This is a genomic window from Tenacibaculum todarodis (assembly GCF_001889045.1).
In the GTDB taxonomy this organism is placed as follows: Bacteria; Bacteroidota; Bacteroidia; order Flavobacteriales; family Flavobacteriaceae; genus Polaribacter; species Polaribacter todarodis.
On the sequence record NZ_CP018155.1, the window covers coordinates 1,524,894 to 1,551,163 of the forward strand.

Below are 26,270 nucleotides of genomic sequence, written 5' to 3' on the forward strand. Positions count from 1 at the left end.
AAACAACAAACACAACACAAACAAATAGTACAATAATTGATTACGGCTCAAGAGGTTCTAGGTTTGAATCCTAGCATGGTCACAAGAAAAACCCTATCAAAATTAATTGATAGGGTTTTTTATTCCTTCTCCTTTTTGCTTATTTCACTACATCATATTTTTTTGTTTTATGACAAAAGTCATTTTTAAAACAGTTTTATCAATTTATTTTTGATGAAAATTTAAAAATTATGATGTTACAGAATTTACCTTTAGTTTCTTGGGGAAACGGTGTTTTTATGATTGCTGTTTTTGCAATTGTATGCGTTCTTTTAATTGCGGCAGTATTAGTTTTAGTACTTGGCGGTAAAAATAAAGAAGATATAAATTAATGGCAACCAGATGTAGCTTCTAAAGTTTTGGTTAAAACTGGCTCTAGAGGCGATACAAATGGAATTCCTAAACCCAAACCTCTTAATACAAATAAAATTCCGACAAAGACAACTACAAAAGGTATTGCTTTCTGAATCTTTTGTCTCCAATACACATTAGAAAAGTTTCCGAAGTAAGCAACAACTGTCATTAAAGGAACAGTTCCTAAGCCGAAAAGAAACATATACAAACTTCCTTTAAAGGCGTTACCAGTTGCTAGAGCACCAAAAAGTGCCATATACACCAATCCGCATGGAAGAAATCCATTTAAAAATCCGATTGTAAAAAAAGTATCATTTTCTTTTTTTGCTAATTCTTTTCCTAATTTACTTTTTATTTTCATCAGTTTTCTTTGAATAAAATCAAAAGATTTAAACTGATTAAACACCTTTGGAAGCAATATGAATAGAATCATTAAAACACCAACTACTATAGAAATAACTTGCTGAAATCCGAAGAAATAAAAACCTTTACCTAAGACTCCAAAAAGCAAACCGATTAAGCTGTAGGTAAAAAGCCTACCTAAATGATAACTAGCAACCTGTAGGAATTGTTTAAACTTATTTTTTCTATTTAATGGTAGCATAAATGCTATTGGTCCGCACATACCAATGCAGTGAAAACTACCCAATAAACCAAATATAAGTGCTGTTGCTAACATTAATAAATTAATTCTTCTTTAAATAAAAAATCTTTATCTTTAATTTTCCATTTTACAATAATGTTCCAACGACCATCTAATAAACGATCCTCAGGCACGAGCAAATATGTGTTAGAAAGTGAAATAGGTATTTCAAAATCTAACTGTTTATTAGATGGTCTATATAGGAACACTTTTCCTTTAATTTCTTCAGAAGAAAAATCCTTTGGAAAATAGATTTGTAAACCTTCAATAGTTCTTTTTATTGTAACTTTTTCTTTTAATTCTGCTGCATTATTTGCAGCATCTATTTCTTGTTGATATACCAACTCTTTTTGATAGTATTTCTCTGAAACTAGATCGTAACTATATTTTTTATTGCTACTCATTTTTATCACAAAAAAAAGTATGAATCCCATAAAAGCTATAATTGCAATTACTATTCCTGTTCCCCAATTTACTTTCATAATTTATATATTTTGCAAACCTAAAAATTTTATAATGAGATTTCTCTTAAAGTCGAAATAACAATCTTTCCTATACTATAATTTTCCTTCAACTTCACTCTTCAAACTAACTATTTATAACTTCTTGGCCCTAAAAAATTGGTTGTTGTGGTTTCAATTAATTTATCTCCACTAAAAACACCTATTTTAAGTTGTTCTTTATCTTTTTTTAATGCTGATGCGTTTATTTCTATAAACAATGTTCCTTCTGCTAAACCTTGTTTTGGAACTTCGAAGTTTGTGTGTGTTACTAATTCAATTTTTCCTTGATGAGATAGTAATTTATACTGAACGTTTTCAATATTTTTTGTAGTTTTATTTACCACTTTATAGGTATAAACATTACTTATAACATTACCTTCTTTATGCTGATACAATTGCCCTGGCAGCCTTAAAATACTAGCTTCAACATCATTCCTTAAAAACAACATTCCTATTAAAAATCCTATTAAAATTAGTAATACAGAAGAATATCCTTTGATTCTTGGTGTAAACTTAAAAGGTGTTTTCTTTTCAATATTTTCTTCACTTGCATACCTAATTAATCCTTTAGGGTAACCAACTTTTTCCATTATATGATTACACTCATCAATACAAGCTGTGCAATTTACACACTCTAACTGTGTACCGTTTCTAATATCTATTCCTGTAGGACAAACAACAACACATTGTTTACAATCTATACAATCTCCTTTTCCAACTTCTTTTCTATCTTCATTCTTCTTGAATTTTGCTCTTCCCTTCTCTCCTTCTCCTCGTTTATAATCGTAAGCAACATTTATTGTTTTATTATCTAATAAAACGCCTTGCAACCTCCCGTAAGGACAAGCTATTATACAAACTTGCTCTCTAAACCAAGCAAAAATAAAATAGAAAACACTCGTAAAAATTAACAATGAAATTAGCGTACTTGTATTATCTAGCGGATTACCTGTTATATATTCAATAACAGTGTCTCCACCGATTAAATAAGCTAAAAACACATTTGCGATAATAAATGAAATGATAAAAAAGATAATCCATTTAGTAACTCTTTTTCTGATTTTTTCAGCATTCCAAGCTTGCTTCTCTAAACGAATTTGTTTTCCTCTATCACCATCAATCCAGTATTCTATTTTTCTAAAAACCATTTCCAGAAAAATGGTTTGCGGACAAATCCATCCGCAGAAAATTCTACCAAAAACTACTGTAAAAAGAATTACAAAAACTACTCCAATAATCATAGAAATTACGAGTAAATGAAAATCTTGTGGCCAAAATGGAAAACCAAAAATGTTAAACTTACGCTCTAAAACATTAAAGAGTAAAAACTGATTCCCATTGATTTTTACAAAAGGTGCAGCCAAGAGAAAAGCTAGCAAAAAATAACTAACGGTAGTTCTATATTTATAAAACTTACCGCTGGGTTTTTTAGGATATACCCAAGAACGTTTACCTTGCTCATCAATAGTACCTATACTATCTCTAAAATATTCATTCTCGGGTGTTTCCATAATTAACTAATTAAAAACTCTCTTTCACTATTATTTTGCTTCCTCTTTCCAAACCTCTCCTTGAGGTGCTTTTGCTTTTGCGGGTGTTGTACCTTGTAAAGACAACACATAACTTGCAACTTTTTGCACATCAATTGGTTTTAATATTTTTTTCCAGGCAACCATACCTTTTCCATCTCTACCACCATTAGAAACGGTTGCAAATACATTTTTAATTCCGCCACCTAAAATCCAGTTTTCATCTGTTAAATTTGGTCCAATAGAACCTCCTCCATCTGCCATATGGCAAGACGCACAGTTTAAATTAAACACCGCTTTACCTCTACTTAAATCGGATGCTTCGGTTAATAATGTTACATTTTCTAAGTCTATAATATCTGGTGAAGATTTTTTGAATTTATTGATTTCAGCTTGTGCTTGAGCTACAGCTTTTTCATATTCAACAATTTGATTATCGCCATCTAAAACTTCAAAACGAACTAAATACACAACAGCAAAAACTATTGAAGCGTAAAACATGTATTTCCACCAAGGTGGAAGCGAATTGTCTAATTCTCTAATTCCATCATAATTATGATCTAAGGCAATTTCCCCTTCTTGTTCTATTGGTTTAGAATTTGTCCAACGTTGAATAATAGCTTTTATAGCTGCCCAAGGATCAACTTTCTCTGGAACAACTCCATCTTTTTCCATTTGAAGTTTTTCTGCTTTTTTTATTGCAGTTACTGCTAAAACTTCTTTGAACACAACTACTAATCCAAAAAACAAAATAAGCACCCAAACCAATGGGTTTTCAAGAAAATTATAAGGCTCATTATATGCTTTTGTTACTTCGACTAATAGAAATGGCATCGAAAAAACAAAAATAAAAGACACTATTGATTGTATATATTTTTTCATTTTAATTTCTTTTTAATCGTTTAATGGTAATTGACTTACTTTATTTATATACTCTTTTTTAGCAGTAAAAACCCACCAAAATAAGACTACAAAAAAGGTAAAGAATATGATTAAAGATATTATTGGATAAATTTCTATTCCAATTATACTTTCCATGTGTTTTTTTACAAATTTCAACATCGTTTTAGTTTTTAGAAGTTAGTTTGTCTTGAACATCTTTTAGCTTAATATCTACACCTAACCTTTGTAAGTAAGCTATAATTGCTACAATTTCTCTGTCTTTCATTTCAATAAAATCCTGCCCATTTTCTTGTGCATATTTTTTATCAGCTTCATACGTTTTTGCAAAATCTGGATCTTGATGTAAGTTCTCTTCTATTTTTCTTCCTTGAGCGTCCATGTTTGCTTGTGCATTAGCTATTTCTTCCTCTGTATAAGGAACACCAAGACTTACCATAACTTTTAACTTATCTTCAGTTCCTGTTTTATCTAACTTATCTTTTAATAACCATTGATAAGAAGGCATAATTGATCCTGGAGAGGTACTTTGTGGATCATACATGTGGTTTAAGTGCCAGCTATCTGAATACTTCCCTCCAATTCTGTGTAAATCTGGCCCAGTTCTTTTTGATCCCCATAAAAATGGATGATCATACACAAACTCTCCAGCTTTAGAGTACTCTCCGTAGCGTTCTACTTCACTTCTAAAAGGACGAACCATTTGAGAATGACAACCTACACAACCTTCTCTTATATAAATATCTCTACCTTCTAATTCTAAAGGTGTATAAGGCTTTACTGTACTAATTGTTGGAATATTCGATTTTATAAGCAATGTTGGAATTATTTGTACTGCACCACCAATTAAAATTGCAATAGTTGCAAAAATTGTTAATTTAATAGGCTTTCTTTCTAACCAAGTATGCCATGCTTCTCCAGACGTTCTATGCTTAGAAACTTTTTCTAACGCTTGTGCTTCTGCCAATTCATCTGTAACATCACTTCCTGACCTAACAGTTCTTATAACATTATAGAGCATTACAAAAGCTCCTAAAATAAACATGCTTCCTCCTATTGCACGCATCCAATACATTGGTATAATTTCATTTACAGTTTCTAAAAAGTTACCATACGTTAATGTACCATCTGGATTAAATTGTTTCCACATAGACGCTTGCACAAAACCTGCAACATACATTGGTAAAGCGTACATTATAATACCTAAAGTACCTATCCAAAAATGGAAGTTTGCCAACGTTGTAGAATATAATTTTGTTTTAAATAATCTTGGTATCATCCAGTATAACATACCAAAAGTTAAGAATCCGTTCCATGCTAAAGCTCCAACGTGAACGTGTGCTATAATCCAATCAGAAAAATGTGCAATTGCATTTACATTTTTTAAAGACAACATTGGTCCTTCAAAAGTTGCCATACCATAACCAGTAATTGCTACAACCATAAACTTTAAAACCGGATCTGTTCTAACCTTATCCCAAGCTCCACGAAGCGTTAACAATCCATTTATCATTCCACCCCAAGAAGGTGCTAATAACATAATAGAAAATGCTACTCCTAAATTTTGAGCCCATTCTGGTAAAGAGGTATATAATAAGTGATGTGGTCCTGCCCAGATGTATATAAAAATTAAAGACCAAAAGTGTACAATTGATAACTTATATGAATACACAGGTCTGTTAGCTGCTTTAGGAACAAAATAATACATCAATCCTAAAAAAGGTGTGGTTAAGAAAAATGCTACTGCATTATGTCCGTACCACCATTGCACCAAAGCATCTTGTACACCTGCATACACAGAATATGATTTTAAAAAACTAACCGGTAATGCTAAACTGTTAAAAATATGTAAGACGGCAACTGTAACAAAAGTTCCTAAATAGAACCAAATAGCAACATATAAATGGCGTTGTCTTCTCTGTAAGATTGTCCAAATCATATTTGCCCCAAAAGCTACCCAAACTAAAGCGATAGCAATATCTATTGGCCATTCTAACTCAGCATATTCTTTAGAACTAGAATATCCTAAAGGTAATGTTATTGCGGCAGCAACAATTATTAATTGCCAACCCCAAAAATTAAAATTACTTAAAAAGTTACTTGCCATTCTTGCTTTTAACAAACGTTGTAATGAGTAATAAACTCCTGCATAAATAGCATTTCCTACAAAGGCAAAAATTACTGCATTAGTGTGCAATGGTCTTAAACGCCCAAAACTTAGCCAAGAAATTCCGCTAGTTACATTGGGAAATAAGAACATAAAAGCAAGAAGTAAACCTACGCTAAAACCTACAATCCCCCAAAGTAGCGTTGCGTAGATAAACTTCTTAACGATTTTATTATCGTAATAAAATTGTTGCATTTCCATAATTAATTTAATGTTTAGTTTTTGTTAGTTCTTCTGGTTGCTCTTTAACCAATTCATCTTCAAACAACATACGCACAGATGGTGTGTACGAATCGTCGTACTGTCCATTTTTTACTGAATAAATAAATGCGATAAAGAATACAATTGCCACTAGAATACTTAGTGAAAGCAGTAGGTATATTACGCTCATATCTTGCCTGATAAATTATACATCAAAAATAATATTGATTGATTTCTTAAAATATGATATTTGTCATGTTTAACTTTTCTTTTGAAAATTTTAGACCAATCTAAACCGTCATAGAAAACAATTTTGTTTTGGGCTTATTCTCTAATAAATGTACATCAAAAGCCATACAAATATTTCTTACAAATGGTCTTGCTTTTTCTGGAATTGATAAAGATTTGAATGCTAAATCTATTGCAACCAAACCATCGTTCTCCATTTCTTTCAACAATGCTAAATGTGTTTCAATGGTATTAATTTTCATGCTTTCTTCTTCCCACGAAGTGGAAAAATGACACATCATATTTAAAATATGTTTTCTTATAATTGCATCTTCCTCCGTTAAAACATGGCCTCTAAAAACTGGAATTTCTCCTTCGTTAACTAACTTCTGGTATTCCTTTACCGTTTTTACATTTTGAGAAAAGGCATACCAAGAATCGGAAATTGCAGACATTCCCAAACCAATCATTAATTGCGTTTTATTGGCCGTATAACCCATAAAATTTCTATGTAATGTTTTGTTAATGGTTGCCTTGTATAAACTATCTGTTTTTAACGCAAAATGATCCATACCAATTTCTACATAGCCCAATTCTGCAAAAAGTTCCTTACCTGTTTGGTAAAGCTCCCTTTTCTCTTCATTTTTCGGTAAATCTTCTTCATTAAAACCACGTTGACCAACTCCTTTTACCCATGGAACATGAGCATAACTATAAAACGAGATTCGGTCTGGTTGTAATTCTTTTGTTTTGTTGATGCTATGAATTACGTTTTCTAAAGTTTGATGTGGTAATCCAAAAATTAAATCGTGACTTACAGATGTATAGCCTATTTCTCGTGACCATTTGGTTACTTGTGCTACAGCTTCAAAAGGCTGAATTCTATGTATTGCTTTTTGCACTTTTTCATTATAATCTTGTACTCCAAAACTTACTCTTGTAAAACCACAGTTAAACAACGTTTGTAACTGTTCTTTGGTAGTGTTATTTGGGTGCCCTTCAAAACTAAACTCAGATTCTGGATGTTTTTCTGCCAATTTAAAAATACCATCCATTAAATATTGCAAGTTTTCTTTAGAGAAAAAAGTGGGGGTTCCTCCTCCTAAATGCAATTCTTTAATAATTGGTTTTTCATCAACTAAAGCAACATATAGTTTCCATTCTTTTAAAACAGTTTCAATATACTCCTCTTCTACTTCATGACGCTTTGTAATGTGTTTATGGCATGCACAAAACGTACACAAACTCTCACAAAAAGGCAAGTGAATGTAAACGCTAATTCCTTCTTCAGAATTACTTTCTGTAAAAGATTTTTTAAATGTTTTAATCCACTTTTCTTTAGAAAAAGTGTCATTATTCCAATAAGGAACTGTTGGATAACTAGTATATCTTGGTCCTGGAATATTGTATTTTTGAATTAGTGAATTCTTCATCTTTTACTTTATTTTTTTGCTAATTAAATTTGTAGCAATTGTTGTAAACACAACTATACTTATAGAACTTAAAGGCATTAAAATTGCAGCAATTACTGGTTTTAATTGCCCAGTAATTGCAAAATACAAACCAATGCTATTGTAGATAAAAGACAAAGCAAAACTCCATTTCACAATTGAGATTCCAGATTTTGCGATTGAAATATATTTTTCTAAGAGGTGTAATTTTGAAGCATCTAAAATAGCATCGCAAGCAGGTGAAAACACATTTACATTTTCAGCAATTGCTATACCAACATTACTTTGTGCTAACGCGCCAGCATCATTTAAACCGTCGCCAACCATTACAACTTTTGCACCTTCTGTTTGATGATATTTGATATATTCTAACTTATCTTCTGGCTTTTGATTAAAAATCAGTTTTGTTTTTGCAGGAAGTAACTTTTCTAAATTCTCTTTTTCACTATTATTATCACCAGAAAGAATTACCAAATTATACTGCTTTTTTAGCTTATTAAACAATTTTGAAACTCCTTTTCTGTAGCTATTATAAAAAGTGAATTTTCCTTTATATGTATTATCTGTACTTATGTGTACAGCAGTGTTCAACTCTTTTTCTTCAATAGTACTATTGACCAATTTAGCCGAACCTACCTTAATGTTTTTATTTTGATAACTTGCCTCAATTCCTTTTCCTACAAATTCTTCGTAAGAATCTAAAGTGATAATATCATTTTCATCTAACAAGCTGTATAAAGCTCTACTTAACGGGTGATTAGAACCACGAAGTGTATTTTTCAACAATATTTCTTCAGGTTCAGAAAGTGAATCCCCTTCATATTTTATAGTACTTTTTTTGTTTGAAGTTAAGGTACCTGTCTTATCAAAAACCAACGTATCTATTGCTGCTAATTGCTCTAAAACATCTGTATTTTTTACATAAAACTTTTGCTTACCTAAAATGCGTAGTAAATTACCAAATGCAAACGGAGCCGCCAATGCAATTGCACAGGGACACGCAATAATTAGCACTGCTGTAAATACGTTTAATGCTTTGCTCGCATCAAAAAACAACCAAAAAATTAACGATACAATTGCTATTAATAATACTGTTATTGTAAAATGTTTACTTATTGAATTAGTAAGTGTTTTAAAATTAGATTTATGCTCTTTTTTAAAAACATCATTGCTCCACAATTGCGTTAAATAACTTTGCTCTACAGATGTTAAAGCCTCTAATTCTATAGCGCCAGAAACTTGCTTACCTCCAGCAAAAAGCTTATCTCCAGATTGTTTTCTTATCGTTTTTGATTCACCTGTTACAAAACTGTAATCAATTTGTGCATTTCCGTTGATTAGAATTCCATCAACTGGAATTAACTCTTGATTTCTAATTAATAACCTGTCACCTTTTTTCACATCATAAATCTGTATATTTTCTTCTTTTTTATCTGAAGAAACTCTGGTAACAGCAATTGGGAAATACGATTTATAATCGCGCTCAAAAGACAAGAAGTTGTATGTTTTTTGTTGAAAAAACTTACCCAATAATAAAAAGAAAACTAAACCTGTTAAACTATCAAAAAAACCAGTTCCTAAATCGAATATTATTTCTGCGGAACTTCGTATAAATAAAACTGAGATTCCAAGTGCAATTGGAACATCAATATTTAAAATTTTTGCTTTTAAACCTTTATAAGCTGAAATAAAATAATCTTGTGCAGAGTAAAAAACTACAGGTAATGAAAAGCAAAACATTAACCAACGAAAAACATTCTTATACTGATCCAACCAAAACCCTGAAACTTCAAAATATTCTGGAAAAGATAAAAACATTACATTTCCGAAGGCAAAACCTGCAATTCCTAGTTTATAGGTTAAGCTTCTATCTACTTTCTTTTTACCAACTTCGTAATCTTCTAAACTTATATAAGGTTCATAACCTATAGAACTCAATAGAAAAACAATGTCTTTAAGTGTTGTTTTTTCAGCATTAAAAGTAATTCTAACCGTTTTCTTAGGGAAATTTACTTGTGAAGAGCTTATATTTTTTTGTAGTTTATGTAGATTTTCTAACACCCAAATACAAGAACTACAATGTATGTGTGGAATGTATAGGTTTACAATTTGAATATTAGAATCGCTAAATTCTAGTAATTTTTCTACAATAGTTTTATTTTCTAGAAAATCATATTTCCCAGAAATTTCTTCTGGAATTGCTCCAGGATTGTTTTGAAAATCGTAGTAACAAGTTAAATCGTTTTCAGAAAAAATTTCGAAAACAGTTTTACAACCATTACAACAGAAAAATTTCTCTTCAATGGTTATTTTGTTTGTATCGCACTCATTACCACAATGAAAACACGTTATGTCTTTCATATTTACTCGTTTGCCTGTGGCAAATTTCAATGATTCATTCAAATTAAAATATGATATTTATCAGCTTTTAATTATCTTTGATATTCTACCAAAAACTACTTATCTATGAGTAACTGTAACCAATGTATAGTTCGTCAATTTAACTCACTTAAAACGCTAACCAAAGATGAGCTAGTTAGAATTTCTAGTTGCAAGACTACTTCTATAATTAAAAAAGGCGAGGTTTTATTTAACGAAGGCGAACATATTAATGGTGTTTTCTGCATTAAAGATGGTATTTGCAAGGTTTCTAAAATGAGCGATAATGGTAGAGAGCAAATTATTCATTTAATTAAAAAGGGCGATTTATTAGGAGAACGTAGTTTAATTAATGCAGAAGTTTCCAACCTTAAAGCTACTGCTGTTAATGACATGGAAGTTTGTTTTATTCCTAAAGAGGAAATTATAAACGACTTACAAAAGAATCCAAACTTTACTATGGATATTTTAAAAAACATGGCGTTATCTCTTAAAAATGCAGATAATGTTATTGTAGACATGGCGCAGAAAACAGTTAAACAACGACTTGCCTTAACACTTATCTATTTAGATGAAAAATTCCCAAAAAAAGACAATAATGCTATTGACATTAACTTAACTAGAGAAGATATAGCCAATATTATTGGTACTGCAACAGAAAGTGCAATTCGATTACTGTCTGAATTTAAAAAGAAAAAATACATACAGTTAACGGGTAAAGATATTTTTATTCTTGACTTAAATGGTTTAACCAAAGAATCTCAAGGGTTTTAGTTAATTATATGAATAGAAAAACCCCAAGCAAGTGCTTGAGGTCTTTCGTCTAACCAAACTTAGTATAAAACTAACTACTACTATCTTTAATGCACTTTGCAGTGCTACAATTTCTTAATTAAACTTCTCATTTCTGAGTGTCTTTCTTGCGAAAAACTAAGAGGTAAAACGTACTCTGAGAAGTTTTAATTATTAGGGACTAATTCTTAAGGGAACTATGTCTTCTATTTTTTACTCTGAACTTAACTAATTCTATAAATATTACTAACTTATCTACACTCTTATGACACACAATTATTTGATAGGTCACATTAAGAACAAAAAAAATCTCAAAAAAAGATTTTTTTTGAGATTTTAATATAAATATTGTTTAATTTTTAAACGATGTTCTGGTAAAGATTTGTCATAATTCTCCACCAACAATTGCAGTATTTCCGGAGGTTTCTGCCCTATTTCCTTTTTACCGATATATTTAGAAACATATAAATTATAATGTTCTAAATTATTTTCAATATTTTTTTCAAAAATTAAAAAATGTTCGGTATTTAATTCTGTGTACGCTATTTCATTTCCTGAAAAAGCACCCGATTTGTCTATAAAAAAAGTAGAAAAATCATAATATCTAAAAACGTTCTCCATACTTTTATGTTAATTCTGCAGATAAACCTAACTGTAATAATTTAGAACATCTAGGTTCTAAATCCTTAAACTCACCAGTTTTTACAGTACACTTTCCTTTGTAGTGCACCAAAGTTGCACATTGTTCTGCTTGTACCAAAGTGTGATCACAAACATCCATTAAAGAATCTATAACATGATCAAATGTATTTACATCATCATTATGCAATACAATTTGATGTTGATTTACTTCTTTTTCGAGTACATCAACCTCTTCTTGCGTTTTCTCTTTTGTGCTAGACTTTGTTATTTTTATATGAATATTAATTTTCTTCATACTTACTTAATTATTTGCTTAGGTATTTTAAAGCAACCCAATTATTACGTTCTATTGTTTTTGCTAAAGATAACCCATATTTAGAAACTTCTGCATCTATTGTAGAAATATCCTCTTTATAAAACCCGCTCAACAATAAAACACCTTCTTTATTTAGACAATCTGTATACGTTTTCATGTCATTTAATAAAATATTTCTGTTAATGTTTGCGATAATTACATCGTATTTTTTATCAACTAACAAAGAGCTATCTCCTTCAAAAACTGAAATATGTTCACGTTTATTACGCGCTACATTTTCTACAGAATTTTCATAACACCAATTGTCTATATCTATTGCATCAATAGGTTTTGCTCCTTTCATTTCAGCAAAAATTGCTAAAATTCCAGTTCCGCAACCCATATCTAATGTTTTTTTATTTTCAACATCTAAATCAATTAAATGCTGAATCATCATGTGGGTTGTTTCATGATGACCAGTTCCAAAACTCATTTTTGGCTCTATTACAATATCGTATTTTAAATTTGGGTTTTCATGAAACGGAGCACGAACACTAACTAAATTATCTACCTCAATTGGTTGAAAATTCTTCTCCCATTCTGCATTCCAATTAGTTTGTGCAACTTCAGCTTTAGTGTAGTCAATTTTAAATTCTTCCGAAGAAAGAATAAAAATTGGTTCTAGAATTGTTGAATTCCAATCATTTTTTTGAACGTAAGCAGTAACACCTTCTTCAGTTTCTACAAAACTCTCAAAACCCACGTTTCCTAATTCTGCAATTAAAATTTCTACTCCAGGCTCTTTTGGCGAAACTGAAAAATTGTACTCTATATAAATATTATCCATAAAATTGTATTCAAAAAAAAATGCATCAAGATTTTAAAATCTCGATGCAAATTTATTAGTTTTCTTTAGAAGTATTACAAATTAACTACTTTTAAATTGCTTTAATAATTGCTGTAAAATCCTCAGCCTTTAAAGCTGCTCCACCAATTAAACCTCCATCTACATCTGGTTTAGAAAAAATTTCCTCTGCATTTGCTGGTTTTACACTACCTCCGTATAAAATAGAAACGGCTAAAGCTGTATTTTGATTGTATTTTTCTGCCAATACTTTTCTAATAAAAGCATGCATTTCTTGTGCTTGTTCTGGACTTGCGGTTTCTCCTGTTCCAATTGCCCAAACAGGTTCGTATGCTAAAACTATGTTTTTAAAAGCAGCTGCTTCTAAATGAAAAAGTGCTTTTTTAAGTTGACTTTCTACTACTTTAAAATGATTTTCTGATTTTCTATCGGCTAACAATTCTCCAAAACAAAAAATAATTTCCATTTTATTTCCAAGTGCAGTATCTACTTTTTCGGCAAGAATAGCATCTGTTTCACCAAAAAGCGTTCTTCTTTCTGAATGTCCTAAAATAACCGTTTCTACACCAATACTTTTTAGCATTTCAGCAGAAATTTCTCCTGTAAAAGCACCATTTTTTGCTTGATGCATATTTTGAGCAACAACTTCAATTTCAGTTTTCTTTGTTCTTTTTATTGCTGAAGATAAATTCACAAACGTTGGAGCTACAATAACTCTTGTGTTTTTTAAAGGTAAATTATTAACACTTTTTTTAAGATCCTTTAATAATGACTTTGTAGCATCTTTGTCATTATTCATTTTCCAGTTTCCTGCAACTATTTTTGTCCTCATAATTCTAAGTTATTTTAGACTGTAAATATAATTCAAAAAAAGAAATACTTACTAAATCGATTCTGTATTGTTTTCCAAAGCCTTTACAATTCTTTTATCAGAAGCTTTAGTGGCTTTAAATAAAGAAATATTTCCAACTTCATCAACTACTACATAACGCGGAATCCAATTAGCATTTAAGAAGTCTACAAAATCACCATCTTTCATTCCTCTTGGTAAATTGTAATGTTCTCCTTCAATATTAAAACGTCTAACTCCGTTTTTCCAAGAGTTACTTTTTTTATCAACCGAAAGAAATAAAAAGACCACTTCTGGAAATGCTGTTTGCAATTCTTTTACGGTTGGTAAACCCTTTACACAATCTGCACACCAAGATGCCCAAACGTCTATTAAGACCTTTTTGCCTTTATATTGATCTATTACTTCTTTAAAAGTTTGTGGTGTATCTTCTAAAGAATAGAGAATATCTTTATTTGCTTTTTCAGAAAATTGTGTTGGAGTTTCAAAATTACAACTTGAAAAAACAAGTGTAATTAATACGATAAGTTTTTTCATTTAATTCAATCTAATTCTTGGATCTAGCCAACTATAAATAAAGTCAACCAGAATATTAATTATTATAAACAACGTGGCAATTACCAAAACACTTCCCATAATTACGGGTAAATCTAAGGTGTTTAATGCATTTACAATTTCTTTACCTAAACCGTTCCAGTTAAAAATATATTCAACAAATACAGCTCCAGCTAACATGGATGCAAACCAACCAGAAATTGCAGTAACAACAGGATTTAATGCATTTTTAAGTGCATGTTTTTTCACCACTTGGTATAAGGTTAGTCCTTTTGCTTTTGCAGTTCTTACATAATCTTGATTTAATATTTCTAACAAAGAATTTCGCATTAATTGAATTACAACCGCTAATGGTCTAATTCCTAACACGATTGCTGGTAAAATCAAGTTTTTCCATTGAATATAGCTTCCTTCTCCAAAATTATCTACTTCGTATAAGCTTCCTGTCATTTCTAAATTGGTGTATTTGTGCAAGACAAATCCGAAGAACCAAGCAAACAGTATTGCCGAGAAAAACGACGGAACGCTCATTCCTAATGTACTTATAACAGCTATAACTCTATCGAAAAAAGTATCTTTATACAAGGCGGAAAAAACGCCTAAAATTATTCCGAAAAAGATAGCAATAACAATTGCAAAAACGGCTAAAACTGCTGTATTTGGTAATGTTTCTGATATAACTGACGAAACACTTTTTCCGTTTTTTTGAAATGATTCTCTTAAATATGGATATTTTAAAACCACATTTGTATTTCCTGCCGAAAATAGTTGTTGATGTGTATATTTCCCTTCGGATAAAAAAGTGTAATTTTCTTTGTCTTTACTATGAAAAGAAAGTGGAGAAACATCATTTAAATAATATAAATATTGCGTAAAAACAGGTTTATCGAAACCATACTTTTTCCTGATGTTTTGTAACTGTGCTGTGTCTTCTCGTTGTCCCATTAACATTCTTGCAGGATCTCCTGGCAAAATATTAAACAAAAAGAAAATGACGGTTACCACACCAAAAAGTGTTAAAAATCCGTAGAAAATTTTATTAAGAAAGTAACGTATCATTAAAACAAAGATAGTAGAAAGCGTTAAAAAAGTGTACTTTTGCTTAACTTTTATACATAGTAATGACATTTAAAAATATTTCTTTAATTTTATTATTCTTTTCTTTTCTTTTCTTTGGATGTAATTTTAAAAAGGAAGAAGAAAAAAAACATAAATCTATATTAATAGAGAAAGTTTTAGATACTATAAAAACTAAACAAAATATCATTATAGAAGATTGTATTTTTGACCAAGAAACTCAAAATGATGATTTTTTAAAAGGGATTGTAGAATTGAAAAATTATTCTTGGGATAAAAAAACAAAAACAGCAACAATAAATATTTCTAAAAATGAAGTTTTAGAAATTTATAGAGGTGGTTGTGACCATTTTGCTTTAAATGCTAAATTTATTGTTCCAAAGTCAATAACTTTCAAACAAAATAAAGATTATATTTTATCGAGAATTTTATGGGCTTCAAAATTAATATTTAATGAATCTGATTTCAAAATTATTGAAGAATCTATTTTACAAAACAAATTTTCTATTGATAATTCAATTCCTGAAGATATTCATTTAAACTTTTTGAATAATGATGTTTATAATAATTACACCTTTTTTTATAACTCAAGTAATAAGAAATACAATACATTTTCTATTCAATATTATTTAGATTAAAATAATGACAACAAAACAACTCGTAGCGCAAATTATCAAAAAGAAATCTTTCTTATGTATTGGTTTAGATGTAGATTTAGCTAAAATTCCGCCACATTTATTACAAGAAGAAGACCCAATCTTCGCCTTTAACAAAGCAATTATTGATGCAACTCATCATTTATGTGTTGCCTACAAACCCAACACGGCTTTTTATGAAGCTTATGGAATAAAAGGTTGGAAATCTTTAGAAAAAACCATTAATTACTTAAACGAAAAGCATCCTGAAATTTTTACAATTGCTGATGCTAAACGTGGCGATATTGGTAATACTTCAACAATGTATGCAAAAGCTTTTTTTGAAGATTTAGCATTTGATTCTGTTACCGTTGCGCCTTATATGGGAAAAGATTCTGTTGAACCTTTTTTAGCTTTTGAAAACAAACACACTATTATGTTAGCCTTAACTTCTAACGAAGGTGCTTTTGATTTTCAAACAAAGACAGTTGATGGAAAAGAGCTATACAAACAAGTTTTAGAGACTTCTAAATCTTGGAAAAATAGCGAAAACTTAATGTATGTTGTTGGTGCTACAAAAGCTGAATATTTTGCTGAAATTAGAAAAATAATTCCGACTTCTTTTTTATTAGTTCCTGGAGTTGGCGCACAAGGCGGTAATTTACAAGATGTTTGTAAATACGGTTTATCTGAAAATATTGGTTTGCTAATTAATTCTTCTCGTGGAATTATTTACGCTTCTAAAGATGAAAATTTTGCCAATTCTGCTGCCGAAAAAGCAAAGGAATTGCAAACTCAAATGGAAGTTATTCTTAACAATTAACTGTCATTCCGTACTTGATACGGAATCTCATAATTATGAAAACCTATCAAGATCAAATTGGAAATGTATTGGGGTTAAAAAAAACTCCTCTAAGAATTGTTTCTTTAGTGCCAAGTCAGACTGAATTATTGGTTGATTTAGGTTTAAAAGATTCCATTGTTGGTATTACAAAATTTTGCATTCATCCATCTTCATTAAGAAAAGAAAAAACGATTGTTGGTGGGACAAAAACCATCAATACTGAAAAAATAAAAACTTTACAACCAGATATTATTCTTTGCAATAAAGAAGAAAATACAAAAGAAATTGTTGAAGCTTGCCTTAAAATTGCGCCAACACATGTTTCTGATATTTTTACGATTGATGATGTAATAGAACTCATCAATCAGTATGGAGAAATTTTTGACTGTGTTTCTAAATCTTCAGAAATTTTGGATGATTTAACTAATAAACTAACCAATTTTCAGCAATTTATAAAAGGTGAAAAAACGATAAAAGTTGCTTATTTTATTTGGAAAAACCCATGGATGGTTGCCGGAAATACTACTTTCATCAATCATTTATTGGAATTAAATAATTTTGAGAATGTTTTTAGAGACAAAGAACGCTATCCTGAAGTTGACATAACAAAACGATCTTCTGTTGATGCTATTTTATTATCGTCCGAACCTTATCCTTTTAAAGAAAAGCACATTTTAGAATTACAAAAAAAACTACCTAACGTAAAAGTTATACTTGTTGATGGAGAAATGTTTTCTTGGTACGGAAGTAGACTTTTAAAAGCTTTTGAATATTTTAAAACGCTAAGAAATAGCATTTGAAATTTCTTGATCTAAATACTTAATTCTGTTTAATTTTTCTAAAACCTTCATAGCTTTAAAAGCAGATCTATCACTTTTACCTTCATCAACATATTTATAATCATTAGCTCTTTCTACCAATTTATTGTAGCGTTCTTCTAAGTGCTTTCGATATCTTTTAAGTTGATTTAGTCTTGACATAATGCAAAAAATTAATTGTTTATAAATATACATAATTATTTAACTTATAAGCAATTAATTTTAACACTAAGTAAAAAAAGAGGTTTTACCTCTTAATCTTGTAATGCAAATACTTGCTTTAATAAAGCTGTATTACGTAACCCTACTTTTTCTCTAATTCCTTTCTCTTCAACAGCAATCATTGTAAAAACACCTTTTAATGCCTCAGTAGTAACATAATTTGTTAAATCTGGATTTACCTTATTCACAAAAGGAATAGTATTATACTTATTAATTAAGTTTGCCCAAATTTTATCTGCTCCTACTTTGTCAAAAGAATTTTTAATTACTGGTGAAAAGCTACTAAACAATGCACTTTCGGTTTTTCCTTGTAAGTAAGAAGTTGCTGCATTTTGCTCCCCTAAAAGAATATTTTTAGCATCTGCAAATGTGATGTCTTTTACAGCACTTACAAAAATTGGAGTTGCTGTTTTTACTGCGTCTTCAGCTGCTCTATTTAAAACTTTTATTCCTTCGTCAGCTAAATTACTTAAACCTATTTTACGTAAGGCATTATCTACTGTTTGTAATTCCTCTGGTAATAAAATCTTAACCAAATCATTTTTATAAAACCCGTTTTCTGATGTTAATTTAGACACTTGATTGCTTATTCCATTGTCTAATGCTTGTCTTAAACCTCCACCAATTTGCTCTTGCGTTAAAACGCCTCCTGTTGGTAATTGGCTCACTACTTTTTGTAATTCTGCACAACCAGAAAAACTAATTACAACTAATAATAGTACTACTTTTTTAATCATCTTTTATTTATTAATTTATTGAATACAACTGGTCAAAAACACGAATTATTATTATTTTTTGAAACCGTCAGTTTTTTTATCATAACCGTAAGGGCAATGTTTACATCCGCTTTTACAACAATAACCTCTTCTTAAATGGTAATTTTCTTTAAAAACTCGGTAACCTTGCTCGTTTTCATAATACTCGTGAGGTTCTGGTTTTAAAATTTTATTTCTCATGCTTTATAAATATCTACAAAAAACGTCAAACTAAATTGAATTCAATTTAGTTTGACGTTATAAATTTATTAAAATTTAATAATTCTTAAATTATTTTTTATCAGCTCCTGGAGGATATTTTGCCATAATTTCGGCAACAAATTCCTTAATGCGAGCTTCTTTCTTTTCTACATTTTTAGTTCTTAAAGCTCCTGAACCAATTCCTTGCCACACTAATTCCTTCTTTTTACCATCAATAATATCAATGAACAAGGTTCCCTCCGTATGTTGCGAAACATTAACGTTATTATTCATTCCGCCATACATCCATGGATTCCAACCAAAACCGTATCCATAACCCCAACCTGCGTTGTTGCTATTTACATTTACACGTTCTCTACTTTTAGTAAAAAGACTTACTAAAACATCTGGATTTTGAGATTTGGTCATTCCTTTAGCCGTTAATTCAGCTTCAATAGCACGCATAATACGTTTCTTATCTAAGTCAGAAATCGTTGCTTTATCAATGCCTGTTTTATAAAATGCAAATGTTTTATATTTATTAAAATTTGCTTTGGTATCATAATCAGTTGTTACTCTTACAGAACTACATGAAGTAACTAAAAGTGCAATTAGTGGTAAAAAAAGTAAGTTTTTAAGTTTCATTTTAAAGGTTTTAAAAGTTTTTTAATAAAGCATCATCTACAAAATTAGGAAGTGTAACTTTTAGTTTCTTCTCCGATTTCATTGCTCTTTTAATTGCAAAAACAGCCTCACTGTTTCTTGCCCAACTTCTTCTTGAGATTCCGTTATTTACATCCCAAAAAAGCATTGATTTTAAGCGCTTTGATGCTTCCTTAGAACCATCAAGAAGCATGCCAAAACCTCCGTTTATAACTTCTCCCCAACCAACGCCGCCTCCATTGTGAATTGAAACCCAAGTTGCGCCTCTAAAACTATCGCCAATTACATTTTGAATTGCCATATCAGCTGTAAATTGAGAGCCATCATAAATATTTGAAGTTTCTCTATAAGGCGAATCAGTACCAGAAACATCATGATGATCTCTTCCTAAAACTACGTGACCAATTTCCCCTTTTTTTATCGCTTTATTAAATGCTTTCGCAATTTTCATTCTTCCTTCTGCATCTGCATACAATATTCTTGCTTGTGAGCCCACTACTAATTTATTTTCTTGTGCGCCTTTTATCCATTGAATATTATCGGCCATTTGTTGCTGAATTTCTTTTGGCGAATTCTCTTTTATTTTCTCTAAGACTTCACAGGCAATTGCATCCGTTTTTGCTAAATCTTCAGGCTTTCCCGAAGCACAAACCCATCTAAATGGCCCAAAACCATAATCGAAACACATTGGCCCCATAATATCTTGTACATAAGATGGATATTTAAATTCTCTTCCTATAGTTGGATTCGGATTCATAACATCTGCTCCTGCTCTACTTGCTTCTAATAAAAAAGCATTTCCATAATCGAAAAAATATGTTCCTTTATCAGTATGTTTATTTATTGCTTTTGCGTGTCTTCTTAATGTTTCTTGAACTTTTTCTTTGAATAACTCAGGATTTTCCGCCATCATACTATTGGCATCTTCAAACGAAATATCAACTGGATAATAACCTCCAGCCCAAGGATTGTGTAAAGATGTTTGATCTGAACCTAAATCTATATAAACATTTGCTTCATCAAACTTTTCCCAGACTTCTACAATGTTACCCAAATAAGCAATGGAAACCGTTTCTTTATTTTCTTTAGCTGAATTTACTCGAGTAACCAATTCATCTAAATCGATTATTTTTTCATCAATCCAACCTTGATCTAAACGAACTTGTGTAATCTTCGGGTTTACCTCAGCACAAACCGTAATACAACCCGCAATGTTTCCTGCCTTTGGTTGCGCTCCTGACATTCCGCCTAAACCAGCCGTTACAAATAAACCTCCTTTAGGTGCTTTCTTTATTTTTCTGAATCCGTTTAAAACCGTAATTGTGGTTCCGTGCACAATTCCTTGTGGACCAATGTACATATAACTTCCCGCAGTCATTTGTCCATATTGAGAAACACCTAAAGCATTCATTTTTTCCCAATCGTCTGGTTGAGAATAATTAGGAATTACCATTCCGTTAGTAACCACAACTCTTGGTGCATTTTTGTTTGATGGAAATAATCCCATTGGATGACCAGAATACATTGTTAACGTTTGCTTATCTGTCATTTCTGATAAATATTGCATCGTTAATAAATATTGTGCCCAATTCTGAAAAACAGCTCCGTTTCCTCCATAAGTTATCAACTCATGTGGATGTTGCGCCACAGCATAATCTAAATTATTCTGAATCATCAACATAATAGATTTTGCTTGCACAGATTTCCCTGGATATTCTGCAATATCTCTTGCTTTCATCTCATAATCTGGACGAAATCGATACATATAAATTCTTCCGTATTTTTCTAATTCTTCAGCAAATTCTGGTAATAATTCTGCATGATGTTTTGCTTCAAAATAACGTAATGCATTTTTAAGGGCTAATTTTTTTTCTTCAGCAGATAAAATATCTTTTCTCTTTGGTGCGTGATTTATAGCTAAATCATACACTTTTTTTACTGGTAAAACAGCTGGAATTCCTTGTTGTATTTGCTCTTTAAATGTCATTACTAAACTTCTTTTGTATCTGTAAACAAATATATTTATTTTGGACTGATATTTGTTTATTTTACAATTAATGATTTTTATTTCTAAATATATTGTTCCAAAAGGGTTTGTTGGAATCACCTTATTTCCATTTATCTTTCTAAAAAAGAGAGCGTTAAAAACGAACAAGATTTTAATCAATCATGAAAAAATTCATCTAAAACAACAAAAAGAATTATTAATTATTTTCTTTTATATTTTTTACGGCTTGGAGTTTTTAATAAAATTCTTCAAATATAAAAATGCTTTTATTACTTATAAGAACTTAAGTTTTGAACGTGAAGCTTATATAAATGAACACGATTTTAAGTATCCTAAAACTCGAAAAAATTGGGCTTTTATTAACTATTTATAATTGATAAAGAATTCTTGTTTATTTTAAGAAATTCGTAAATTGCGACATCAATTTTCTATAAATTTTACGAATGGAACAAATTACACCTTATAAACCAACATACAAAGTTAGAATTGTAACTGCAGCTTCGCTTTTTGACGGACATGATGCCGCCATAAATATTATGCGACGTATTATTCAATCTACCGGAGTTGAAGTAATTCACCTTGGACACGATAGATCTGTTGAAGAAGTGGTAAACTGTGCAATCCAAGAAGATGCAAATGCTATTGCAATGACATCTTACCAAGGAGGTCATAACGAGTATTTTAAATATATGTATGATTTGCTAAAGGAAAAAGGTGCTTCGCACATAAAGATTTTTGGCGGCGGTGGCGGCGTAATTCTTCCTGAAGAAATTAAGGAATTGATGGATTATGGAATTACGCGAATTTATTCTCCAGATGATGGCCGTGAACTTGGTTTACAAGGAATGATTAATGATTTGGTACAACAATCTGATTTTGCTGTTGGAGATAAACTAAACGTAAAAATTGAAGATTTAGCAAAAAAAGAAATTGGAAGTATTGCAAGAACCATTTCTTCTGCGGAAAACTTCCCTGAAGTTGCCAAAGAAACATTAAATGCTATTCACGAAAAAAATAAGAATTCTAAAACTCCAGTTTTAGGAATTACTGGAACTGGTGGAGCGGGAAAATCTTCTTTAGTTGATGAATTGGTAAGGCGTTTTTTAATCGATTTTCCAGAAAAAACAATCGGATTAATTTCAGTAGATCCATCTAAAAGAAAAACTGGTGGAGCATTATTAGGAGATAGAATTAGAATGAATGCTATTAATAACGAGCGTGTGTACATGCGTTCTTTAGCAACACGTCAATCCAATTTAGCCTTATCTAAATATGTAAACGAAGCCGTACAAGTTTTAAAAGCTGCAGAATTCGATTTAATTATTTTAGAAACTTCTGGTATTGGACAATCGGACACAGAAATTATAGAACATTCAGACACTTCTTTATATGTTATGACTCCAGAATTTGGAGCTGCAACACAATTAGAAAAAATCGATATGCTTGATTTTGCTGATTTAGTTGCCATCAATAAATTTGATAAAAGAGGTGCTTTAGATGCAATTCGTGATGTAAAAAAGCAATACATGCGCAACAATAATTTATGGGATGTTCATATGGATGACATGCCTGTTTTTGGAACAATCGCATCGCAATTTAACGACCCTGGAATGAATACGTTGTACAAACGTATTATGGATAAATTGGTTGAAAAAACAAATGCAGATTTAAAAACGAGCATGGAAATCACCAAAGAAATGTCTGAAAAGATATTTGTAATTCCGCCAAGTAGAGTTCGTTATTTATCTGAAATATCTGAAAGTAATAGAGCGTATGACAAAAAAGTTGACGATCAAGTTATTGTTGCTCAAAAATTATATGGAATTCATCAAACGATTTTATCTGTCATTCCGAACGAAGTGAAGGAATCTTTCATTTCTAAAAACGGATTAGATAATGATGAGATCCTGAAACAAGTTCAAGATGATGAAAAAGATTTTGCTAAACTTTTATTAGCACAATTCGAAAAAGTAAAACTAAATTTCGATCCACATAACTGGGAAATTATTCTAAACTGGAACGATAAAGTAGCCAAATATAAAAACCCTATTTACACATTTAAAGTTCGTGATAAAGAGATTAATATTGAAACGCACAGCGAGTCGCTGTCACATACACAAATACCTAAAGTAGCTTTACCAAAATACAAAGCTTGGGGAGATTTGTTACGTTGGAATTTACAAGAAAATGTTCCTGGAGAATTTCCTTTTGCATCAGGATTGTATCCTTTTAAAAGAACAGGTGAAGATCCAACAAGAATGTTTGCTGGTGAAGGTGGGCCAGAAAGAACCAACAGACGTTTTCATTATGTAAGTTTAGGAATGGATGCAAAGCGTTTGTCAACTGCTTTTGATTCGGTTACTTTATACGGAAACGATCCTGGAGAAAGACCAGATATTTACGGTAAAATTGGAAACGCAGGAGTTTCCATTTGCTGTTTGGATGATGCTAAAAAATTATATTCTGGATTCGATTTAAGTCATGCTATGACTTCAGTTTCTATGACTATTAATGGTCCAGCTCCAATGTTGTTAGGTTTCTTTATGAATGCGGCAATTGATCAAAATTGTGAGAAATACATCAAAGAAAACAAGTTAGAAAAAGCTGTTGAAGCAAAGTTTAAAGAAATTTACGATTCAAAAGGATTAGAAAGACCAACATATCAAGGAGAATTACCAGAAGGAAATGATGGTTTAGGTTTGATGTTGTTAGGTTTAACTGGAGATTTAGTGTTACCTGCTGATGTTTATCAACAAATAAAAACAACCACTTTAGCGCAAGTTAGAGGAACTGTACAAGCTGATATTTTAAAGGAAGATCAAGCACAAAATACCTGTATTTTCTCTACAGAATTTGCATTGCGTTTAATGGGTGATGTACAAGAATATTTCATTGAAAAACAAGTAAGAAACTTTTATTCGGTTTCTATTTCTGGTTATCACATTGCAGAAGCTGGTGCCAATCCAATTACACAATTGGCGTTAACATTATCAAACGGATTTACATACGTTGAATATTATTTATCAAGAGGAATGGATATTAATAAATTCGGACCGAATTTATCGTTCTTTTTCTCAAACGGAATTGATCCAGAATATTCAGTAATCGGTAGAGTTGCTCGTAAAATTTGGGCAAAAGCCATGAAAAACAAATACGGAGCAAATCCGAGAGCACAAATGTTAAAGTATCATATTCAGACTTCTGGACGTTCTTTACACGCTCAAGAAATTGATTTTAATGATATTAGAACTACACTGCAAGCTTTATACGCAATTAACGATAACTGTAATTCTTTACACACAAACGCGTACGACGAAGCAATTACAACGCCAACGGAAGAATCTGTAAGAAGAGCCATGGCAATTCAGTTGATTATCAACAAAGAATTAGGATTAACAAAGAATGAAAATCCGATTCAAGGTTCATTTATTATTGAAGAATTAACCGATTTAGTGGAAGAAGCTGTATTGATGGAATTCGACAGAATTACTGAACGTGGTGGAGTTTTAGGAGCGATGGAAACAATGTATCAACGTTCTAAAATACAAGAAGAAAGTTTGTATTATGAGACGTTAAAACATACAGGAGAATTTCCAATTATTGGTGTAAACACCTTCTTAAGTTCTAAAGGTTCTCCAACGGTGCAACCTGCGGAAGTTATTAGAGCTACTGAAGAAGAAAAGCAATTCCAAATTCAAACTAAAGAAAACTTAAACAAAGCAAATCCTGATAAAGTAGCTGCTCAAATTGCCATCTTACAAGAAGCGGCAATTCAGAATGAAAATTTATTTGACAAATTAATGGAAGCAACAAAGTTCTGTTCTTTAGGTCAGATTACTGAAGCGCTATTTAAAGTTGGCGGACAGTATAGAAGGAATATGTAAAAGGCAATGCCTTTAGATAATTTAAAATCCGCACAATTTGTGCGGATTTTTATTTTATACTCTTTTTATTTTCAACAGAAATTTCAGAACCTTCTAAAAGCATTACTGAAGTTGGTTTTTCATCATTTAAAAAGGAAAAATCAGAACCATAATTTGATTCAAAATCAATAGAAACAGTATAAGTATTTATTTTATAATATTCCCATTTAGAATGTTTTACTTCATATTCTGTGGTTGATTTATCATCTTCTTTTGCATATCCCCAATAGTGTTCAGAAATAAATTCTATTACTGAATTCTCTTCAATTTTATTGAGTGAATTTTCGGCTTCAACCTTAATATAATTCCACTTTTTATTCTTCTTCCATTGATAAGTTACCTTAAGACTACCTTCTTTGTCTTCCCAAGAATGTATCATGGGTAGGGTTTCATAATTCTCATTATAAAAAGTATTTGCAACAAAAGTAATAGCTGATTTTGGTACAATCTCTTTGATAAAAACAACACCTCTTTTATAACCTTCTTTAGTTTTTCGTTTTACATAAAATCGAAGATTAACTTCTTCAAAATTTATATGAAATGGAATTTTAACTCCTAATAGTTTTGTGTTTTTAAACATAAAACCTACTACACTTGCATAGCATTTATTTTGAAAAAAATCTAACTCTGTACCAACTGGAAGATACTTTTCTAATATTTTTGGATTCACTTCATAATTTATCATTACCAACTTTCTCCATTCTGCTTTTAAGAAACTCATAGTTTTAATT

At 30.8% G+C, this 26,270-nt stretch carries 27 protein-coding genes; 6 read left to right on the top strand and 21 right to left on the bottom strand.

Features of this window, described 5'->3' with window-relative positions:
- Positions 1-230: 230 nt before the first annotated feature.
- Positions 231-371, top strand: a complete 141-nt coding sequence (locus tag LPB136_RS14070) for a hypothetical protein (protein ID WP_204218314.1) — start codon at positions 231-233, stop codon at positions 369-371.
- Here LPB136_RS14070 and LPB136_RS06940 read toward each other — a convergent pair.
- The 9 genes from LPB136_RS06940 to LPB136_RS06980 form a co-directional block, all read right to left on the bottom strand.
- Complete coding sequence (locus LPB136_RS06940) at positions 368-1,072, bottom strand: sulfite exporter TauE/SafE family protein (RefSeq protein ID WP_072555418.1); 705 nt, start codon at positions 1,070-1,072, stop codon at positions 368-370. The genes LPB136_RS14070 and LPB136_RS06940 overlap by 4 nt on opposite strands.
- Positions 1,072-1,518, bottom strand: coding sequence for a FixH family protein (locus LPB136_RS06945; RefSeq protein ID WP_072555419.1), 447 nt, complete (start codon positions 1,516-1,518; stop codon positions 1,072-1,074). The genes LPB136_RS06940 and LPB136_RS06945 overlap by 1 nt, the downstream gene beginning before the upstream one ends.
- Positions 1,519-1,628: 110 nt before the next feature.
- Positions 1,629-3,050: a cytochrome c oxidase accessory protein CcoG gene (gene ccoG, locus LPB136_RS06950; protein ID WP_072555420.1), complete on the bottom strand. Its 1,422-nt coding sequence runs from the start codon at positions 3,048-3,050 to the stop codon at positions 1,629-1,631.
- 30 nt (positions 3,051-3,080) lie between these two features.
- Positions 3,081-3,950 (bottom strand): cbb3-type cytochrome c oxidase N-terminal domain-containing protein, encoded by an 870-nt coding sequence (locus tag LPB136_RS06955; RefSeq protein ID WP_072555421.1) that lies wholly within the window; start codon positions 3,948-3,950, stop codon positions 3,081-3,083.
- Between the two features lie 12 nt (positions 3,951-3,962).
- On the bottom strand, positions 3,963-4,130 hold the full coding sequence (locus LPB136_RS06960; RefSeq protein ID WP_072555422.1) for a cytochrome C oxidase subunit IV: 168 nt from the start codon (positions 4,128-4,130) through the stop codon (positions 3,963-3,965).
- Positions 4,131-4,134: 4 nt separating this feature from the next.
- Entirely contained in the window at positions 4,135-6,336 is a 2,202-nt protein-coding gene (ccoN, locus tag LPB136_RS06965; protein ID WP_072555423.1) for a cytochrome-c oxidase, cbb3-type subunit I, read from the bottom strand.
- A 7-nt stretch (positions 6,337-6,343) separates the two neighbouring features.
- Positions 6,344-6,526 (bottom strand): cbb3-type cytochrome oxidase assembly protein CcoS, encoded by a 183-nt coding sequence (gene ccoS, locus LPB136_RS06970; protein WP_072555424.1) that lies wholly within the window; start codon positions 6,524-6,526, stop codon positions 6,344-6,346.
- Between the two features lie 100 nt (positions 6,527-6,626).
- A complete protein-coding gene (gene hemN / locus LPB136_RS06975) occupies positions 6,627-7,997 on the bottom strand; it encodes an oxygen-independent coproporphyrinogen III oxidase (RefSeq protein WP_072555425.1) in 1,371 nt (456 codons plus the stop codon).
- 3 nt (positions 7,998-8,000) lie between these two features.
- Positions 8,001-10,376 carry a heavy metal translocating P-type ATPase gene (locus tag LPB136_RS06980; protein ID WP_072555426.1) on the bottom strand — a complete coding sequence of 792 codons (2,376 nt, stop codon included), beginning with the start codon at positions 10,374-10,376 and terminating at the stop codon, positions 8,001-8,003.
- Between the two features lie 105 nt (positions 10,377-10,481).
- Here LPB136_RS06980 and LPB136_RS06985 point away from each other — a divergent pair, with 105 nt between their 5' ends.
- Entirely contained in the window at positions 10,482-11,168 is a 687-nt protein-coding gene (locus LPB136_RS06985) for a Crp/Fnr family transcriptional regulator (RefSeq protein WP_072555427.1), read from the top strand.
- Between the two features lie 354 nt (positions 11,169-11,522).
- On the opposite strand, the gene LPB136_RS06990 is transcribed toward LPB136_RS06985, so the two are convergent.
- The 6 genes from LPB136_RS06990 to LPB136_RS07015 all read right to left on the bottom strand — a co-directional run bounded on the left by LPB136_RS06990 (position 11,523) and on the right by LPB136_RS07015 (position 15,452).
- Positions 11,523-11,807, bottom strand: a complete 285-nt coding sequence (locus LPB136_RS06990) for a hypothetical protein (RefSeq protein WP_072555428.1) — start codon at positions 11,805-11,807, stop codon at positions 11,523-11,525.
- Positions 11,808-11,811: 4 nt separating this feature from the next.
- Positions 11,812-12,123 carry an ATP-dependent Clp protease adaptor ClpS gene (locus tag LPB136_RS06995; protein WP_072555429.1) on the bottom strand — a complete coding sequence of 104 codons (312 nt, stop codon included), beginning with the start codon at positions 12,121-12,123 and terminating at the stop codon, positions 11,812-11,814.
- 10 nt (positions 12,124-12,133) lie between these two features.
- Positions 12,134-12,970 carry a 50S ribosomal protein L11 methyltransferase gene (gene prmA, locus LPB136_RS07000; protein ID WP_072555430.1) on the bottom strand — a complete coding sequence of 279 codons (837 nt, stop codon included), beginning with the start codon at positions 12,968-12,970 and terminating at the stop codon, positions 12,134-12,136.
- A 91-nt stretch (positions 12,971-13,061) separates the two neighbouring features.
- Complete coding sequence (gene tpiA, locus LPB136_RS07005; protein WP_072555431.1) at positions 13,062-13,820, bottom strand: triose-phosphate isomerase; 759 nt, start codon at positions 13,818-13,820, stop codon at positions 13,062-13,064.
- A gap of 51 nt (positions 13,821-13,871) precedes the next feature.
- The gene (locus LPB136_RS07010; protein ID WP_072555432.1) at positions 13,872-14,375 is read right to left on the bottom strand and encodes a TlpA family protein disulfide reductase; all 504 of its coding nucleotides are present in this window, start codon (positions 14,373-14,375) and stop codon (positions 13,872-13,874) included.
- A complete protein-coding gene (locus LPB136_RS07015; protein WP_072555433.1) occupies positions 14,376-15,452 on the bottom strand; it encodes an ABC transporter permease in 1,077 nt (358 codons plus the stop codon).
- Positions 15,453-15,514: 62 nt separating this feature from the next.
- Here LPB136_RS07015 and LPB136_RS07020 point away from each other — a divergent pair, with 62 nt between their 5' ends.
- Genes LPB136_RS07020 through LPB136_RS07030 form a run of 3 tightly spaced genes read left to right on the top strand, consistent with a single transcriptional unit; the run spans position 15,515 to position 17,749 of the window.
- On the top strand, positions 15,515-16,108 hold the full coding sequence (locus tag LPB136_RS07020) for a hypothetical protein (protein ID WP_072555434.1): 594 nt from the start codon (positions 15,515-15,517) through the stop codon (positions 16,106-16,108).
- 4 nt (positions 16,109-16,112) lie between these two features.
- Positions 16,113-16,928, top strand: a complete 816-nt coding sequence (gene pyrF, locus LPB136_RS07025) for an orotidine-5'-phosphate decarboxylase (RefSeq protein WP_072555435.1) — start codon at positions 16,113-16,115, stop codon at positions 16,926-16,928.
- Between the two features lie 35 nt (positions 16,929-16,963).
- Positions 16,964-17,749 (top strand): ABC transporter substrate-binding protein, encoded by a 786-nt coding sequence (locus LPB136_RS07030; protein ID WP_072555436.1) that lies wholly within the window; start codon positions 16,964-16,966, stop codon positions 17,747-17,749.
- Here LPB136_RS07030 and LPB136_RS07035 read toward each other — a convergent pair.
- The 5 genes from LPB136_RS07035 to LPB136_RS07050 all read right to left on the bottom strand — a co-directional run bounded on the left by LPB136_RS07035 (position 17,732) and on the right by LPB136_RS07050 (position 21,595).
- On the bottom strand, positions 17,732-17,929 hold the full coding sequence (locus LPB136_RS07035; protein ID WP_072555437.1) for a Lacal_2735 family protein: 198 nt from the start codon (positions 17,927-17,929) through the stop codon (positions 17,732-17,734). The two genes, LPB136_RS07030 and LPB136_RS07035, sit on opposite strands and share 18 nt — an antisense overlap.
- Positions 17,930-18,021: 92 nt before the next feature.
- Positions 18,022-18,726: a DUF4197 domain-containing protein gene (locus LPB136_RS07040; RefSeq protein WP_072555438.1), complete on the bottom strand. Its 705-nt coding sequence runs from the start codon at positions 18,724-18,726 to the stop codon at positions 18,022-18,024.
- A 51-nt stretch (positions 18,727-18,777) separates the two neighbouring features.
- Positions 18,778-18,945 (bottom strand): DUF5522 domain-containing protein, encoded by a 168-nt coding sequence (locus LPB136_RS14005; protein WP_158009616.1) that lies wholly within the window; start codon positions 18,943-18,945, stop codon positions 18,778-18,780.
- 90 nt (positions 18,946-19,035) lie between these two features.
- Positions 19,036-19,590 carry a DUF4136 domain-containing protein gene (locus LPB136_RS07045; RefSeq protein ID WP_072555439.1) on the bottom strand — a complete coding sequence of 185 codons (555 nt, stop codon included), beginning with the start codon at positions 19,588-19,590 and terminating at the stop codon, positions 19,036-19,038.
- A 10-nt stretch (positions 19,591-19,600) separates the two neighbouring features.
- Positions 19,601-21,595 (bottom strand): urocanate hydratase, encoded by a 1,995-nt coding sequence (locus LPB136_RS07050; protein WP_072555440.1) that lies wholly within the window; start codon positions 21,593-21,595, stop codon positions 19,601-19,603.
- A gap of 464 nt (positions 21,596-22,059) precedes the next feature.
- On the opposite strand from LPB136_RS07050, the gene LPB136_RS07060 reads away from it, so the two are divergent.
- Positions 22,060-25,500, top strand: coding sequence for a methylmalonyl-CoA mutase family protein (locus LPB136_RS07060; protein WP_072555442.1), 3,441 nt, complete (start codon positions 22,060-22,062; stop codon positions 25,498-25,500).
- A 49-nt stretch (positions 25,501-25,549) separates the two neighbouring features.
- On the opposite strand, the gene LPB136_RS07065 is transcribed toward LPB136_RS07060, so the two are convergent.
- Complete coding sequence (locus LPB136_RS07065; protein WP_072555443.1) at positions 25,550-26,260, bottom strand: YqjF family protein; 711 nt, start codon at positions 26,258-26,260, stop codon at positions 25,550-25,552.
- Positions 26,261-26,270: the final 10 nt, after the last annotated feature.